Source organism: Pedobacter lusitanus (assembly GCF_040026395.1).
GTDB classification, from domain to species: domain Bacteria; phylum Bacteroidota; class Bacteroidia; order Sphingobacteriales; family Sphingobacteriaceae; genus Pedobacter; species Pedobacter lusitanus.
This window is the reverse complement of record NZ_CP157278.1, coordinates 2,091,150-2,111,497: the sequence shown is the minus strand read 5'-3', so window position 1 is coordinate 2,111,497 and position 20,348 is coordinate 2,091,150. Positions and strand designations below refer to the sequence as shown.

The 20,348-nt window shown below is 41.3% G+C and carries 1 protein-coding gene; it reads left to right on the top strand.

Annotated elements, in window-relative coordinates; genetic code table 11:
• The first annotated feature begins 60 nt into the window (after window positions 1-60).
• Window positions 61-20,346, top strand: a complete 20,286-nt coding sequence (locus PL_RS08705; protein WP_348621465.1) for a non-ribosomal peptide synthase/polyketide synthase — start codon at window positions 61-63, stop codon at window positions 20,344-20,346.
• Window positions 20,347-20,348 lie beyond the last annotated feature (2 nt).

The window sequence follows — 20,348 nt, the reverse complement described above, 5'->3', positions numbered from 1 at the left end:
GCGATTTTCACAGGCCCATACATCTGAAATTTATCGAATCTTAAAATTTCCAATAGTAATATGAGTAATTCCGTTTCCCCAGCAGACCTGGTATCCTATTTATTAAAGGCAAAAGAAATTAATACTTCCTTTATTTGCTTAATAAAAGATAGTAGCAATGAATCTTATTTGCCTTATGCCGAACTATATGAGAAAGCTCTTTTTATTCTACATAATTTACAGGAAGCAGGAATTAAGGAAGAAGATGAAGTAGTTATTCAAATTGAAGATAACGGAGATTTTCTTCTGTTATTCTGGGCATGTTTGCTCGGGAAAATTATCCCTATCCCATTATCTGTGGGAAGTCAGGATGAACATAAGCTGAAAATTATCAAAGTATGGGAAAAACTAAATAACCCATATTTAATTTGCGAAGATATACATGCTAAAAGGCTTGAAAAGTTTGCTGAGGAAAATGGATATGAACAGGAAAATCAGCGGATAGCCGAAAAAACAATTGCTATTGAAATCATTAAGCAAGAGTTCAGTCAGGGGAAACCAGCTGAAATCAGCGAAAGTGATATTGCTTATATCCAATATTCTTCAGGTTCTACCGGAGAACCCAAAGGCGTTATACTGACTCATGGAAATCTGGTTGCCAATACTACAGATATTGCTGCAAGATCGGATATCAGTAACAAGGATTCCATGTTAAGCTGGATGCCACTTACCCATGATATGGGACTGATCTGTTTCCATCTTACCGGGCTGGTTTCTAATATTAATCAATATATCATTCCAACTCCTTTATTTATCAGAAGACCGCTGTTATGGATGGAGAAGGCATCAGAACATAAAGCCACATTATTATATTCTCCGAATTTTGGTTATCAGTATTTCTTATCGGCGCTGGAATCTGCCGAAGCTAAAACCTGGGATCTGTCTGCTGTAAAAATAATATATAACGGGGCTGAAGCTATTTCAACCACGCTGTGTTATGATTTTCTAAATACATTAGAAATATATGGTTTAAGCCCATATGCTATATTTCCGGGTTATGGTCTGGCAGAGGCATCTGTAGCCGTCGCTTTGCCGGTAGTGGGACAGGAATTACGTTCTTATGATCTGCACCGGGACTTTATTAATGTAGGTAACAAAATAAGATTTACCAGTGATACTGCAGACAGGGTAAATTTTGTAGAGGTGGGATATGAGCTGGATAACTGTTATATCAGGATTACAGATGATGAAGACAGGTCTGTTGAAGACAACCATATAGGACATATCCAGATCACAGGAAATAATGTAACACAGGGATATTATAATAACGAGGCTGCAACTAAGGCTTTGTTTACTGCAGACGGATGGGTAAGAACAGGTGACCTGGGCTTTTTGAATAACGGGAAACTGATTATTACCGGAAGGCTTAAAAATATTATCATTATCAATGGTCAGAATTATTATCCTCATGATATTGAAAGGGTCACTTATGAAATCGGGGAACTGGGGCTGGGCAAAGTAGTCGCATGTGGCGTAAAAAATAATTATGATTTTACGGAAGAGCTGATTGTCTTTATTCTTCATAAAGGAACTGCTGCATCTTTTTTACCACTGGCAACCAAAGTAAAGGAGTTGATTTCAACGAGATTGGGAGTGATAGCCAGTATGGTAATTCCAGTTAAAAAGGTTCCGAAAACAACCAGCGGGAAGATCCAGCATTTCAAATTAACTGATGATTATAAAAAAGGAAAATTTAAGGAGAGCCTAAAGGAAATGGAGGAACTGCAAATGCAGCAAAACTCCTCTTTGTATTCGGCTCATGCAGACCTGAAAGAGACCCTGACGAATATATGGGAGAGGCTTTTCCATCAGAAAGCTTCTCTTTCGGATAACTTTTTTAATAGCGGATTAAGCAGCTTACAGGCCATTCAGTTTGCTTCAGTTATTAATGAGACTTTTAGTACCCAAATTGCTTTAAACAGCATTTTTGAATGGCCCTCTATAGATGCGCTGGGTGATTTTATAAGCAAACAATCTACTGCTGTTTCTGCATCTGTTATTGCTATTCCAGAACAGGAACTTTATGAGGCATCTGATATCCAGAAACGGTTTTGGTTTTTAAGTCAGCTGGAAAATAACTCCAGTGCCTACAACATCTCTCTTTGCTACAAACTACAGGGAAATCTGAAAGTTGAGCTACTTAAACAAGCTGTTGCAATACTTTGTGAACGGCATGAAATACTCAGAACTACTTTTGTCACTGCAGCGGGAGAATTAAAACAAAAAATCAACCCTGAAGTATATATTGAACAGATTTTTCAGGCTGAAGCTGTCACCAGTAAAACGGCTGATCAAAAAATAAATGAAATAACAAATTATTACGCTAACACAGCTTTTGATCTGGAAAAGGGACCTTTATGGAAGGTGATCTTATTGGAAAATCCGGCATCAGAGTTTGTATTATTATTTAATATCCATCATATCATTGCAGATGGGTGGTCACTGGGCGTAATTGTGGATGAAATTTCTCTGATCTACGGCAGTCTTTCAAGTGGCAATGATATACTTTTACCGGCATTGCCTTTTCAGTATAAAGATTATGTAGTCTGGAAGAAATCTGCAGAAAAAGGAGAGTCTTATTTATCACATAAGGAATACTGGGAAAAGGAATTTGATTTCGGTAACGGTCATTCGCTTACTCAGCTGCCTTTTGCAGTTGCCGGGGCACAGAAAAGTACATCCGGTGGAAATATAATAAGTTTTGAGCTGCCGGACCGGATAACTGAAAGTCTGAAGACATTAAGTGCAGCACATGAATCGACACTGTTCATGACTTTGATAGCACTTTTGAATACACTGTTCTACAAATATTCAGGAGAAACTGATATCACGTTTGGAACAGATCTGGCAGGCAGAAATCAGAAAGGACTGGAATCACAGATTGGCTGTTACCTGAATACTTTATTATTAAGAACCCGTTTCGATAAAAAAGATACTTTCGGGAGATTGCTGAGAAGGGTGAAAAGTAAAGTACTGAAGGCCTATGAGCATCAGGAGTATTCTTTTGATCAGTTGGTAGAAGAAAAAACAGACTATACCCAGGTTGCACGTAATGAGCTGTTTAACGTCCTTGTACTGCTGCAGAATTTTGATTTTGACTTTGATTTCAAAAATTTAGACAACGCTGTTGAATCAGAATTTTACCCTGTTCAGATTGATACTGCATTTATTGACTTGCAGTTTGAATTTATTCAGACCAGGAGTTCCCTGGTTTTAAACATCAGGTATAGTACCGATTTGTTTGACCAGGAACAGATTAAAAGGTTAGGCAGTCATTTTCTTAAATTAACTGATTCAGTTATTCAGGACCCCAATCTTCCTTTATTAAGTTACCAGGTGCTTCCGGAACAGGAACAGCAACGGTTACTTATGGAGTTTAATCCACCTTTCCAATCCTTACAGGATTCTTTAAGTATAATAGATTTATTCGGACAGCAGGTTGAGCGCCATCCGGATGCTATAGCAATAGCTTATTTAAATGATCAGATAACTTACAGGGAATTAAATATAAGGGCTAATCAACTGGCTCATTTTCTGTTGACTAAGTACCAGATAAAATCAGGAAGCAGGGTTGGAATCATGTTCTTACCTTCTCCTTATGCCATCATCGGAATCCTTGCTACGTTAAAAATCAATGGGGTATTTGTTCCGGTTGATCCTGCTTATCCTGCGGACAGGATAAATTATATCATTGAAAATAGTGAGCTTGATTTACTGCTTTGTGATAGTATATCTTTTGAGTATCAGGGAGCTTTGAAGAAGGAGAAAACTATCCTTGTGGATGAGATAGCCGATGAGCTGAGAAATTGCCCTGCTGACAATCCATCTTTCACAGGTTATCATGAGCTGGCTTATATCAATTATACATCTGGCTCTACCGGAAAGCCCAAAGGTGTAATGATCGGACATCAGTCACTCGTTGATTATGTACTTACTTTTATCCAATATTTTGAGCTGACTGCTCAGGAGGTGGTTATTCAGCAATCTTCACTATCTTTTGATACGGCCATAGAAGAAATATTTCCGGTATTATGTGTATCCGGTAAACTGGTCATCTTAAAAGACGGAGGACGGAATATTGATGAATTACTTCAGACAGCAGAAAGACAGTCCGCGACATTGCTCAGTACAACACCACTGGTTATTAATGAGATCAATAATCATCCCGGATACCTGAAAAGTCTGAGGATTTTAATTAGCGGGGGAGATATTTTAAAGCCGGCTTATATCAGTAATTTATTTGGAAAGACGGCTATTTACAACACTTATGGCCCTACGGAATCAACGGTTTGTACCACCTTTAATCCTGTTAAAAATCATAGCGATGCTGCTAATATTGGCTGGCCTGTTGCCAATCGTAAAGTATTTATTGTAGATGAACTGATGCAGATTGTTCCGGTAGGTATTACCGGAGAAATATGTATCGGTGGTATGGGGCTGGCAAAAGGTTATGTAAATAATGAGACTGAGACAGCTGCGAAATTTGTTGTTGCAGATTTCGGGGAAAAAATAAGAGTTTATAAAACAGGAGATTTAGGTAAGTGGAATGAAAACGGAAGTATTTCATTTATTGGAAGAAAAGACGATCAGCTCAAAATAAGAGGTTATAGAGTAGAGCTTGCTGAAATTGAAGGCACTATTCTTAAGCTCGAAGCAATAGAAGATGCATTGGTACTGGCCAGTGAAGACCATAACGGGGAAACATACCTGATTGGATTTTATATAGAGAAAGGGGTACATACTCAGGATCTGAGAAAGTATCTCCACCAGCAGCTGCCTGACTATATGGTGCCAAGGCTATTGGTTACTTTGAATGAGTTTCCGCTTACTCCGAACGGGAAAGTAGATAAACAAGCCTTGCTGGCTATGGAATTTACAACAGAGATCTTTGTTGAAGACAGAGAGCGGTTGTTATCTCCTGCCGAGCAGATTTTAGTGGAAATCTGGGAAGATATCTTAAACAAATCATCAGTCAGTATTTTTAATAATTTCTTTGAACTGGGTGGTAATTCTATTAAAGCTACTCAGCTGATTGCTCATATCAGGAGCAGACTTCATGTGGAGTTAGCTTTAAAGACACTCTTTCTGAATCCGACAATTAAAGAGCTGGCCGAAGAGATGCTGAAATATGAAACTGTGCGTACTCCAGGTATCCGGGTAATCCGGAAAATGGACTATTATGATGTTTCTCCTGCTCAAAAAAGACTTTGGATACTCGATCAGTTCAGGGAAAATCAAATCGCCTACAACTTATCATGGGAATATGAATTAAAAGGGGAGCTGGAAGTAGAATTATTACAAAAATCTTTTCAGAAGCTGGTCGAAAGACATGAGATTCTCAGAACTACATTTGTAGTAATTGAGGAAGAAGTAAAGCAGAAAATTCATGAGGATTACACAACGATCTCTCAAACCTTTATAGATCTTACTCAATTTGATGAAGTTAAAAAGGCTTCTCTGCGGGATCAGTCAATTCAGGAGAATAAAAGTACTTCATTTGATCTGGCCAATGGTCCTTTACTAAGAACGATAATACTGAAGCTGGATGCAGACTCTCATCTGCTTTTATTTGCCATGCACCATATCATTACTGACGGATGGTCAATGAATATCCTTGCCGGTGAATTGGTTTCTGTTTATAATGACTTCAAAGCCGGAAAAGAAAACTTATTACCTCCGCTGCCATTCCATTATAAAGACTATGTATACAGCGCGCAGAACAGCGCGATCAGTGCAGAAGATAAACACAGGGAATACTGGCTGGATCAGTTTAGTGATGAGCTTCCTGTGCTTGCTCTTGCAACAGATTTACCGCGTCCGGTATTTCAGACGTACAATGGTCATGTGACCAGCTTTATGCTGGAGGATGAGCTTTACAATGGAGTGATCGGATTAAGCAGGTCAAAGGATTCAACAGTATTTATGGTTTTACTGGCCTCTGTTTATGCATTGCTTAATAAATATACGGCCCAGCAGGATATTATTCTTGGTATACCTGTTGGATTAAGAGATGAGCAGCAGCTCGAAAACCAGATCGGCTATTTTTTAAATACACTGCCTATCCGTACAAAATTTGATGAATCAGCATCCTTTGAGCTGCTTCTGGAAGAAGTTAAAGGAAATCTGATCCAGGGATATGAACATAAATCTTATCCATTTGATAAGATGGTTGATGATCTGGTTTCTGCAAGGGATATGAGCCGCTCTCCTGTTTTTGATGTAATGGTAGGTTTCCAGAATACCGGACTGGCTGTGAATGAATTGGAGAAGCTCGATGGAATTCAGGCAATTCCTTATCCGGCAACGGGTTTGATCAGCCAGTTTGACTTGTCTATTGACTTTTTTGAACTGAATGATGAATTAAAAGTTAGTATTGAATACAACAGGGATTTATTTACTGAGTCCAGAATTGAAAGGCTTTCAGCTCATCTCAGGAACATAATTGCTGCTATTGTCCATAATTCTAAATCTTCTTTAGCTCATCTGGAATATCTGGGTGAAAAAGAAAAAGATCTGGTCCTCCATCTGTTTAATGATACGGCTCTTCCTGTTGCTGAAAACCTGACTTTTCAGGAATTGTTTGAAGCCCAGGCAGCATGCAGTCCTGATGCTGTTGCTGTTATTTGTGAAGACAGCAGGATTACTTATAAAGCGCTTAACGAAAAAGCAAATCAACTGGCAGCTTATTTAAGGGCATCTTTTGAAATTATTCCCGATCAGCTTATTGGAGTTATGGTAAGCAGGTCTGTATGGTCAGTAGTAGCTGTACTTGGGGTAATTAAATCGGGTGCTGCCTATGTGCCTGTCGATCCTGAATATCCGCAAAGCAGAATAGAATATATAATTGAAGACACTAAAATAAAGATCTTACTGACTGATCAGGCCGATGTTGTGATCTCAAAAGAAGATATTTCTGTAATCAATCTGAATGAGCTTAATGAAGAGCTTAGCAGTTTTGACTCAGCTAATCCGGAACAAACTATCAGTCCTGCTAATCTTGCCTATGTAATTTATACTTCTGCCTCTACCGGGCTTCCAAAAGGGGTAATGGTAGAGCACAAAAACCTGGTGAATATAGCTAAAGGATGGACATCAGCTTATCGTCTGGATACTTTTGAAGTCAGGTTATTGCAAATTGCCAGCATTTCCTTTGATGTTTTCTGCGGGGATTTGTGCCGTGCATTGCTGAATGGGGGAAGTATGGTTATCTGTCCTTCACAGGCGCGTTTTGATCTGGAGTCATTATATCAGCTTATTCTTGAAAATAAGATCAATATTTTTGAATCTACTCCGGCTCTGGTAGTTCCGCTGATGGATTATATCGCTGAAGAAGGTTATGATATTTCTTTCATGGAAATGGTGATTTTGGGATCAGATACACTTCTGCTGGAAGATTATAAAAGGATTCTAAGCAATTTCAAAGATCAGTTCCGTATTATAAATAGTTATGGTACTACTGAGACCACTATAGATTCATCTTTCTATGAGGTATCAGCTGATGATTTATTACCTGTTTCGAATGTTCCGATTGGCAGGCCAATGGCTAATACTCAATACTATATTCTGGATCATTATCAAAATCCTGTAGGTGTTGGGATTTTAGGCGAGCTTTATATTGGAGGAAGTGGAGTAGGCCGTGGTTATATCAACCTGGAGGAGCAAAGCAGAGACCGTTTCCGTGTTAACCCTTTTATTACTGGTGGCCGGGTATACAAGAGCGGAGACATGGCACGCTGGCTGGAGGACGGAACGGTAGAGTTTATCGGGAGGTCAGATCACCAGGTGAAAGTGCGTGGTTACCGGATAGAACTGGGAGAGATTGAAAATACACTCCTGAAACATGAGGGGGTTTCTCAAAGTGTGGTACTGTGCAGAACAGATGATCAGGGGGAGAAAGAACTGGTAGGTTATTATGCGGGTGTAGCAGATGCGGTAACGCTAAGAAGTTTTATGGGAGGTTATCTTCCTGAATATATGATTCCGGGTTATCTGGTAAGATTGGATACATTGCCTTTGACAGCCAATGGCAAGATTGACAGGAAACAGTTACCTGATCCTGTCCGGGATTCAGGCAGCAGCAAGAGTTATGAAGGACCACGTAACCAGACCGAGATACAAGTTGGCAGGATATGGTCAGAGGTCCTGAAACGGGAACAGATTGGTATCCATGCTAATTTCTTTGAACTGGGAGGACATTCGCTGAAAGCTATCCAGGTGATCAGCCGTTTGCATAAAGAGCTGGGACTAAAGCTGGAGCTGCGGAGTTTATTTGCTCATCCGACCATAGCAGGGTTAAGTGTAGAGATCAGCAAAGGCAGGAAGGTCTCTTATGAAGAAATTACCGCTATCCCTGTAGAGGCTGATTATGCGTTGTCACATGCGCAGCAGCGTTTATGGATACTCGATCAGTTTGAGCAGGACCGGATTGCTTATAATATGCCATCAGCTTACCGTTTCAAAGGGTTGCTGGATATAAAGGCACTTGAGGCCTCATTCAACAGTCTGATCGAACGTCATGAGATTTTAAGAACCATATTTATCAGTGTAGAAGGAGAACCCAGACAAAAGGTATTGCCGGCAGCGGCCTGCCAGTTTCAGCTGGGTTATCTTGAGGCAATGGGGGAAGAAGATTTACAGGAGCTTGTCAAAGTGGAGCTTGCAGGATCTTTCAGTCTGGATCAATGGCCCCTGCTAAAAGCTGGTGTGATCCGTACCGGGGAAGGGGAACATATCCTGGTGTTCAATATGCACCATATCATTTCTGATGGCTGGTCAACAGAGGTGATGACGGATGAACTGGTCAGACTTTATCAAAGTAAGCAAAATGGACAGGAGGCAGGATTGGCGCCTCTTGCCATTCAATATAAAGATTATGCACACTGGCAAAACCGTCAGTTGCAGGAAGGCAGATTTGCAGCGTCGGCAAGTTATTGGCAGAGCCAGTTTTCAGGTGAGATTCCTGTTCTGGATTTACCTTTGGATTATAAGAGAGGTTTAATCAAAACATTTAAAGGAAACAGCATCAGCGCAAGTCTTGGCGCAGAACTGAGCCGGGATATTCAGCAGTTGGGGCAGGCAGAAGGGATGAGTGTTTTCATGATTCTTTTAAGTTTGCTTAAAATCCTGTTGTACCGTTATACCGGTCAGGAAGATATGGTTATCGGAACAGCTGTCGCCGGCAGGAGTCAGAAAAGTCTGGAATCTCAGTTGGGATTTTATGTGAATACGCTTGCGTTTCGTACTGTGGTAAACGGGGAAGAACCGGTGATCACTCTATTGCACAAGATAAAACAGTCAGTGCTTGAAGCCTATGAGCATGAGCAGTATCCTTTTGATTTACTGATTGAAGATCTGGAACTGAGCCGGGATATGAGCCGTTCAGCCTTGTTTGATGTAATGATGGTGTTTCAGAATGCGGAACTGAATGGTGCAGGTATAGAAGAACTGGAAGGAATTGAGGTTTCAGCCTTTAACTTAGCCAATACGATAAGCAAATTTGATCTTACGTTCAACTTTGCAGCAAAAGATTCTGTAGTTGAACTGGAAATAGAATACAATACTGCTCTTTTCAAAGCAGAAAGTATAAGCCGTCTGCTAGGTCATTTCAAAGAACTGGCTGGTGCAGTGATCGCAGGTCAGACAGTTGCCCTAAATCAGTTGTCTTATATTCCTATAGCAGAGCAGTTGCAGCTGATTGAAGGGTTTAATCAAACTGCAAGAAGTTATACGGGTGGAGCAACGATCCAGGAGCTGTTTGAAGAGCAGGTAGCCAGAACACCACTGGCAATTGCAGTATCTGATGGCGCAGGGGAACTGACTTACCAGGAATTAAATACACGATCCAATCAGCTTGCCGGTTATCTTCAATCTCATTACGGGATTAAGAAGGATGAGCTGGTGGGCATAATGATGGATAAGAGTACAGAACTGATGATCAGTATACTGGCGATCCTGAAATCAGGTGGTGCTTATGTACCGGTTGATGGAGCTCATCCGGCAGAACGCAAAGCACATATTATCAGAGACAGCCAGCTCAGAGTTTTGCTGACTGGTGCTGATCCCGGGGCAGAGTTTTCGGTTCCTGTGGTGCAGGTGACCGAGGATTTATATGGAGGATATGCTACGGATAATTTAAACCAGAGCTATAGTGGAGATGATTTAATCTATGTGCTTTATACCTCAGGGACAACAGGTGTTCCCAAAGGAGTCCAGATAGAACAGCATTCGGTAGTTAATTTAAGCCACTGGCTGAAAGAGATTATCTATAGCAAACATGATCGGCCACTGGTGTCATTACTGACCGCATCGATCAATTTTGATGCTTCAGTGCAGCAGTTATTTGCACCGCTGCTGAACGGTGGACAACTGATCCTGATAGCGGATGAGGTGAAGAAAGATCCGGCTCAATATATCCAGACCATTATAGCAGGCAAAGTAGATGTGATTGACATTACACCAGCTTATCTGGGCGTTATGCTATCGCATTTGGAAGAAAGCGGGATTGGTATGGCTTTACAATACACACTGACAGGAGGAGAAGCACTGAGCGAAGATCTTTGTCTCCGTTATGAAACCATCTTCGGGGAACAGAGCAGTCTGATCAATGTATACGGTATTACAGAATGTACGGTGAATTCCAGTTATGAATTTGCTGGAGTAACGCCTAAGGGAACAAGAAAAACAACAAGAAGCAGCGATTCCAGTATCGGCACCCCATTACCAAACCATCAGCTTTATATTCTGGATGGTTCAGGAAATCCTGTACCAATCGGAGTAAAAGGCGAGCTTTATATTGGAGGAAGTGGAGTAGGCCGTGGTTATATCAACCTGGAGGAGCAAAGCAGAGACCGTTTCCGTGCTAATCCTTTTATTACTGGTGGCCGGGTATACAAGAGCGGAGACATGGCACGCTGGCTGGAGGACGGAACGGTAGAGTTTATCGGGAGGTCAGATCACCAGGTGAAAGTGCGTGGTTACCGGATAGAGCTGGGAGAGATTGAAAATACACTATTGAAACATGAAGGGGTTTCTCAAAGTGTGGTACTGTGCAGAACAGATGATCAGGGGGAGAAAGAACTGGTAGGTTATTATGCGGGTGTAGCAGATGCGGTAACGCTAAGAAGTTTTATGGGAGGTTATCTTCCTGAATATATGATTCCGGGTTATCTGGTAAGATTGGATACACTGCCTTTGACAGCCAATGGCAAGATTGACAGGAAACAGTTACCTGATCCTGCTGAGGATTCTGGTAAGAGCGAAAGTTATGAAGGACCACGTAACCAGACCGAGATACAGGTTGGCAGGATATGGTCAGAGGTTCTGAAACGGGAACAGATTGGTATCCATGCTAATTTCTTTGAACTGGGAGGACATTCGCTGAAAGCTATCCAGGTGATCAGCCGTTTGCATAAAGAGCTGGGACTAAAGCTGGAGCTGCGGAGTTTATTTGCTCATCCGACCATAGCAGGGTTAAGTGTAGAGATCAGCAAAGGCAGGAAGGTTTCTTATGAAGAAATTACCGCTATCCCTGCAGAGGCTGATTATGCGTTGTCACATGCGCAGCAGCGTTTATGGATACTCGATCAGTTTGAGCAGGACCGGATTGCTTACAATATGCCCTGGGCTTACCGTTTCAAAGGGTTGCTGGATATAAAGGCGCTTGAGGCCTCATTCAACAGTCTGATCGAACGTCATGAGATTTTAAGAACCATATTTATCAGTGTAGAGGGAGAACCCAGACAAAAGGTATTGCCGGCAGCGGCCTGCCAGTTTCAGCTGGGTTATCGTGAGGCAAGTATCACTCTGGGGGAAGAGGATTTACAGGAGCTTGTCAAAGCGGAGCTTGCAGGATCTTTCAGTCTGGATCAATGGCCCCTGCTAAAAGCTGGTGTGATCCGTACCGGGGAAGGGGAACATATCCTGGTGTTCAATATGCACCATATCATTTCTGATGGCTGGTCAACAGAGGTGATGACGGATGAACTGGTCAGACTTTATCAAAGTAAGCAAAATGGACAGGAGGCTGGGTTGGCACCTCTTGTTATTCAATATAAAGATTATGCACACTGGCAAAACCGTCAGTTGCAGGAAGGCAGATTTGCAGCGTCGGCAAGTTATTGGCAGAGCCAGTTTTCAGGTGAGATTCCTGTTCTGGATTTACCTTTGGATTATAAGAGAGGTTTAATCAAAACATTTAAAGGAAACAGCATCAGCGCAAGTCTTGGCGCAGAACTGAGCCGGGATATTCAGCAGTTGGGGCAGGCAGAAGGGATGAGTGTTTTCATGATTCTTTTAGGTTTGCTTAAAATCCTGTTGTACCGCTATACCGGTCAGGAAGATATGGTTATCGGAACAGCTGTCGCCGGCAGGAGTCAGAAAAGTCTGGAATCTCAGTTGGGATTTTATGTGAATACGCTTGCGCTTCGTACTGTGGTAAACGGGGAAGAACCGGTGATCACTTTATTGCACAAGATAAAACAGTCAGTGCTTGAAGCCTATGAGCATGAGCAGTATCCTTTTGATTTACTGATTGAAGATCTGGAACTGAGCCGGGATATGAGCCGTTCAGCCTTGTTTGATGTAATGATGGTGTTTCAAAATGCGGAACTGAATGGTGCAGGTATAGAAGAACTGGAAGGGATTGAGGTTTCAGCCTTTAACTTAGTCAATACGATAAGCAAATTTGATCTTACGTTCAACTTTGCAGCAAAAGATTCTGTAGTTGAACTGGAAATAGAATACAATACTGCTCTTTTCAAAGCAGAAAGTATAAGCCGTCTGCTAGGTCATTTCAAAGAACTGGCTGGTGCAGTGATCGCAGGTCAGACAGTTGCCCTAAATCAGTTGTCTTATATTCCTATAGCAGAGCAGTTGCAGCTGATTGAAGGGTTTAATCAAACTGCAAGAAGTTATACGGGTGGAGCAACGATCCAGGAGCTGTTTGAAGAGCAGGTAGCCAGAACACCACTGGCAATTGCAGTATCTGATGGCGCAGGGGAACTGACTTACCAGGAATTAAATACACGATCCAATCAGCTTGCCGGTTATCTTCAATCTCATTACGGGATTAAGAAGGATGAGCTGGTGGGCATAATGATGGATAAGAGTACAGAACTAATGATCAGTATACTGGCGATCCTGAAATCAGGAGGTGCTTATGTGCCGGTTGATGGAGCTCATCCGGCAGAACGCAAAGCACATATTATCAGAGACAGCCAGCTCAGAGTTTTGCTGACTGGTGCTGATCCTGAGGCAGAGTTTTCGGTTCCTGTGGTACAGGTGACTGAGGATTTATATGGAGGGTATGCTACGGGTAATTTAAGCCAGAGCTATAGTGGAGATGATTTAATCTATGTGCTTTATACCTCAGGGACAACAGGTGTTCCCAAAGGAGTCCAGATAGAACAGCATTCGGTAGTTAATTTAAGCCACTGGCTGAAAGAAATTATCTATAGCAAACATGATCGGCCACTGGTGTCATTACTGACCGCATCGATCAATTTTGATGCTTCAGTGCAGCAGTTATTTGCACCGCTGCTGAACGGTGGACAACTGATCCTGATAGCGGATGAGGTGAAGAAAGATCCGGCTCAATATATCCAGACCATTATAGCAGGCAAAGTAGATGTGATTGACATTACACCAGCTTATCTGGGCGTTATGCTATCGCATTTGGAAGAAAGCGGGATTGGTATGGCTTTACAATACACACTGACAGGAGGAGAAGCACTGAGCGAAGATCTTTGTCTCCGTTATGAAACCATCTTCGGGGAACAGAGCAGTCTGATCAATGTATACGGTATTACAGAATGTACGGTGAATTCCAGTTATGAATTTGCTGGAGTAACGCCTAAGGGAACAAGAAAAACAACAAGAAGCAGCGATTCCAGTATCGGCACCCCATTACCAAACCATCAGCTTTATATTCTGGATGGTTCAGGAAATCCTGTACCAATCGGAGTAAAAGGCGAGCTTTATATTGGAGGAAGTGGAGTAGGCCGTGGTTATATCAACCTGGAGGAGCAAAGCAGAGACCGTTTCCGTGCTAATCCTTTTATTACTGGTGGCCGGGTATACAAGAGCGGAGACATGGCACGCTGGCTGGAGGACGGAACGGTAGAGTTTATCGGGAGGTCAGATCACCAGGTGAAAGTGCGTGGTTACCGGATAGAGCTGGGAGAGATTGAAAATACACTATTGAAACATGAAGGGGTTTCTCAAAGTGTGGTACTGTGCAGAACAGATGATCAGGGGGAGAAAGAACTGGTAGGTTATTATGCGGGTGTTGCAGATGCGGTAACGCTAAGAAGTTTTATGGGAGGTTATCTTCCTGAATATATGATTCCGGGTTATCTGGTAAGATTGGATACATTGCCTTTGACAGCCAATGGCAAGATTGACAGGAAACAGTTACCTGATCCTGCTGAGGATTCTGGTAAGAGCGAAAGTTATGAAGGACCACGTAACCAGACCGAGATACAGGTTGGCAGGATATGGTCAGAGGTTCTGAAACGGGAACAGATTGGTATCCATGCTAATTTCTTTGAACTGGGAGGACATTCGCTGAAAGCTATCCAGGTGATCAGCCGTTTGCATAAAGAGCTGGGACTAAAGCTGGAGCTGCGGAGTTTATTTGCTCATCCGACCATAGCAGGGTTAAGTGTAGAGATCAGCAAAGGCAGGAAGGTCTCTTATGAAGAAATTACCGCTATCCCTGTAGAGGCTGATTATGCGTTGTCACATGCGCAGCAGCGTTTATGGATACTCGATCAGTTTGAGCAGGACCGGATTGCTTACAATATGCCCTGGGCTTACCGTTTCAAAGGGTTGCTGGATATAAAGGCGCTTGAGGCCTCATTCAACAGTCTGATCGAACGTCATGAGATTTTAAGAACCATATTTATCAGTGTAGAGGGAGAACCCAGACAAAAGGTAAACAGATTCATCAGCAATAGCTTTAAAATAAAATATATTGATCTGAGTGAAGATCATGCGGCCGCTGGCAAGGCTAAAGATATGGCCATTGAAGAAACCAGACGAAGTTTTGATTTGGAAAAGGGGCCATTATTAAGAGGGACATTAATCAGGTTGAATGCCAGTGAACATGTCTTTTTATTTACCAAACATCATATCATTTCTGACGGATGGTCAGTAACGGTGATGATGGAGGAACTGGTAACCTTATATAACTCTTACTTAAAAGGGGAAGACAATCCGCTTCTGCCACTAAAAATTCAGTATAAAGATTATGCGCACTGGCAAAACAATTTGCTGGAAAATGAGATGCTGTCTGGCGGACATAAGGCGTACTGGGCCAATCAATTTGCCAATAAAGTACCGGTATTGGAATTGCCATCAGATTTTCCCCGCCCTGCATTAAAAACATTTAATGGAGAGGTAAGTACATTTGATATAGAAGAGTCTGTATTTCAAAAAATAAGACAATCGGCGATCAAAAAAGAATCTGGTATTTTTATCACACTCATCGCTTCTTTAACAGCTTTATTATATAAATACACCAATCAAACTGATATTGTAATTGGTTCACCGGTTGCTTCAAGAGATAGCAAAGAGCTGGAAAATCAGATCGGATTTTACACCAATACTCTTCCTCTGCGTACTTCTTTTGAGCGGAATGACACATTTGAGGTCTTATTGGAAAAGGTAAAGGATACTGTCCTTGGTGGTTATGAACATCAGATTTATCCATTTGACAAAATAGTAGATGATCTCAACCTGGAGAGAGATTTAAGCAGGTCTCCATTATTCGACGTGATGGCAGTATTACAAAATGCGGAAGCCGGCACATCAGGATTAACTGGGTTTGAAGGGCTGAACATTTCGGGATTTGAAGGAGATGCTACGATTAGTAAATTCGATCTTTGTTTCTTCTTTACTGAAAATGAAAATACTTTATCCTGCGTTCTGGAATATAATACGGATCTGTTTGCTAAGGAAAGTATAGAAAACTTAATTCAGAGCTATAAACAAATTCTTTTATCTGCTTTTGACAATACAGCACAGAGTTTATATGAACTGGAATGTCTGACACCAGAAAATAAAAAGCTTCTTTTAGAGGACTATAATAATACCAAAGCTGATTTCCTATCGGATACCAATATCCATAAGTTATTTGAGGCTCAGGTTGTAAAAACACCAAAGGCTGTTGCGCTGACATTTGAAGGCAGATCGTTTACTTATGAACAACTGAACCTGAAAAGTAACCAGCTTAGCCATTATCTGACTACAAATTATCAGGTAAAAGAAGGTGATCTTGTTGGGATGCTGACAGACCGGTCAGAGTGGATGGTTATCGGGATGCTGAGTATACTTAAATCTGGCGCAGCTTATGTTCCTATAGATCCGCTCTACCCTAAAGAGCGTATTGCCTATATTTTAAATGATACCGGATTAAAGACCCTGCTGACAGGAAGTGAATACATAGCCATATGCGATGAGCTGCAAAATGAGCTGGCCGGATTCCAGAATTACATTTGTTTAACAGATGATCTTTCGTTATTGGAGGAGCTTCCCGGAACGGATTTAAATTTAAGTTTATCAGCTTCAGACCTGGCCTATCTGATCTATACATCGGGATCTACAGGATTGCCAAAAGGGGTGCAGATTCCTCATTATGCTGTACTTAATTTCCTGAACAGCATGCAGAAGGAACCTGGAATTACTCCGCATGACAGATTATTGGCGGTTACTACCTATACTTTTGATATTTCAGTTCTTGAAATCTTCCTGCCGCTGATATCGGGTGCTGAAATCTTCTTACTGGGAAAAGAATCTGCAGCAGATCCTGAGATTTTAAAACAGGTAATAGCATTTGAAAAGCCAACTATTATACAAGCTACTCCTGTTACCTGGAATATGCTTGTTAACAGTGACTGGAAAGGAGATCAGCAACTTAAAGTATTATGTGGAGGAGAAAGACTGAACAGAGATCTGGGATCAAAACTAATCAGACTTTGTAACAGCTTGTGGAATGTTTACGGGCCTACTGAAACTACAGTCTGGTCTACTATTAAACGCATACAAATTGAAACTGATTTGTTAACAATCGGTCGTCCTATTGATAATACGCAGATTTATATTGTAGATGATGAAAACAGGCTTGTGCCGCCCGGAGTTACTGGTGAGATTTTAATTGGCGGAGACGGACTGGCAAAAGGATACTGGAACAGACCTGAATTAACCGCTGAAAAATTTATTGATGTTCCTTTCAGCCCTGGTTCCGGAGTTTATAAAACGGGAGATCTGGGTCGCTGGTCGGTAAATAAAGAATTGATATACCTGGATCGTAAAGACAATCAGGTTAAAGTAAGAGGGCATAGAATTGAACTGGGAGAGATAGAGAACTGTCTGCTCAATCTTCAAAATATTGATGATGTAGTTGTCATCACTAAACAGGACCAGGATGGAATTGCATTTATTGTAGCCTATCTTGTCGCAGAAGAACATCTCGACCCGGGAGAGCTGATCCAGAAAATGAAGGTGAAATTACCCGGATATATGATTCCTTCTTATTTTGTTCAGTTAACCGAACTCCCTAAAACAACCAGTGGTAAAATTGACCGGAAAGCATTACCATCACCTGAAGGACTAAGTCTTACGGCTCATCAAAAACATGTTTTTCCGGTAACTGAAACAGAGGCCAGACTGGTTGAAATCTGGGAAAGTGTCCTGCAGAGAAGCCCGGTCAGCACAGCAGATGATTTCTTTGAAATCGGAGGACATTCGCTCAAAGCAACACAATTGGTATCTCATATTTTCAAAAACCTGAACACAAAAATTGAGCTTAGAAACATTTTTACGCTGAGAACAATCTCTGCGCTGGCAAAACTGATGGATCAGCTTAATCTCAGTACCCATGAACAAATTGTTCCTGTGAAAGAGATGGAGTTTTACGATTTGTCTCATGCACAGAAAAGGATGTGGATTCTCAATGAGATAGGTGAAGAGCAGGATTCTTATAACCTGTATCTGGGTTATGAATTTAAAGGTGAACTTCATCTTACGGAATTCAGGAAAGCTTTTGATATACTGATTGAAAGACATGAAAGCCTGCGTACTACATTTACGGTAGTGGATGGCGAGCCTATGCAGCAGATTCATCAGCACCTGAACGGATTTGAGATCGGATATGTTGATTTATCTTCAGCAGGAGACGAAACGATGACGGAAAAAACAATCCGTGATGAAGAGATCAAAAGAACATTTGATCTGGAAAAAGGGCCTTTGCTGAGAGCCAGACTAATCAGACTGGAAGCAGGAAAACATATTTTCCTTTTTACCATACATCATATTATCTGTGATGGCTGGTCATTAGGTGTGATTATGGAAGAAGTACTTGAACTTTACAATAGCTTGAGAAACGGAAACGAATCGACTTTAAAACCATTAAGAATTCAGTATAAAGATTATGCTAACTGGCAAAATGAGCAGCTCAATGAGCAGAACTTAAAGCTTCACAGGGCTTATTGGCTTGGAGAATTCAAAGAAAAAGTGACAGCACTGAATTTACCAGTTGATTTTCCAAGACAGGCAGTCAAAAGTATCCAGGGAGAACGAATTCTTTTCTCTATTCAGGAACAAGAGGCAGAGCGGCTGAAAAATATTTCCCAAAAGAATGGAGCTACGCTTTATATGACATTGCTGGCTTCTCTTAATATCCTTTTATCCGGATATGCTGTAGAAAAAGATATAGTAATCGGTTCTCCGATAGCAGGAAGAAATCATATTGACACTGAAAATCAAATCGGACTTTTCATCAATACCTTACCTATAAGAACAAAGCTTAATCCAGATGAACTTTACAGTCGTTTCCTGGAAAGCGTAAAGCTCAATCTGCTGAAAGCCTATGAGCACCAGATGTATCCTTATGATCTTCTGATTGAAGAACTGGATATCCCAAGAAATACAAACCGGGGCCAGTTATTCGATGTTGGTTTCACCTGGCAAAACCTGAATCATACGGAGTCGGGCAACCAGCAGGAATTTTCAATATCGCCATTGGAATGGGACGCTGATTATGTAAAAACAGACTTCTGGCTGCATGCCTGGGAGACTAATCATGAAATTCATTTTTCATTCTCTTATCTCAGCGCTTTATATAAGCCGGCTACCATTGAAAGTATAATAGAAGACTTCAGGCTATTGTTACATACCATAGCCAACTCGCCGGATAGCACAATTCATCAACTGACAGAAACCCTCAGCCACACACGTAAAACCAAATCTGTAATGAATGAGAACAAAATCAAAGAAAAGAACTTAGAAAAGTTTTTCAGTAAACCAGCAAAAAAAGTATCACTTTCAGAAGAGATCCTGATCTCGGAATCCTTTCTGACTCCTGGGAAAACGTATCCTCTGGTAGTGAAGCCAAATATTGAAGATTTTAATTTAACGGATTGGCTGAAAGACAATCTTGCTTTTGTAAAGCAACGTCTTCACCAGCATGGTGCACTCCTTTTCAGAGACTTTAAGTCAACTTCTCTGCCTTTCTTTCAGGAATTTGTAAAGAATCTGAGTGCTAACCGAATGAGTTATGTGGATCAGTCTTCACCAAGAAGCCTGGTAGATGATAATTTATATACCTCTACAGATCATCCTGCAGATCAGGTGATTCATATGCATAATGAGCTTTCCTACTCTAATGAATGGCCTATGCAGATTTTGTTTTTCTGTAAACAGCCAAGTGATGAAGGTGGCGAAACACCTATTGCTGATAGCAGAAAAGTGTTAAGTCTTCTGTCGGTTGCAACCAGGGATAAATTTGCGGCAAAAGGAATTATGTATGTAAGAAATCTGGTTGAGGGATTCGGATTATCCTGGCAAACAGTCTACCAGACTGATGATAAGAATGTTGTTGAGGCATATTGCAATAGAAATAACATAAACTTCAGCTGGGAAAGTGACAGGCATCTGAAGATAAGCTGGACAAGACCAGCCATCCAGAATCATCCGCTTACAGGTGAACCGGTGTGGTTCAATCACGGATTTTTCTTCAATGCCCTCAATCTGGAAGAAAGTGTCAGAGAAGTCCTGCTTTCTTCAGAAGAGTTTCCGTTTAATACCTTTTATGGTGATGGTACTCCGATTGAGCCTTCAGTTCTGGAAGAAATTGGTAATGCTTATGAGAAATCCAAAGAAGAATTCACCTGGCAAAAAGGAGATATCCTGCTTTTAGATAATATGCTGATGTCACATGGAAGAAATCCATTCAAAGGGCCAAGAAGTATCATAGTCGGAATGGCAGACCCTCATAACCTGGTTGCTGCAAAAGCAGACGTAGCAGAATAATT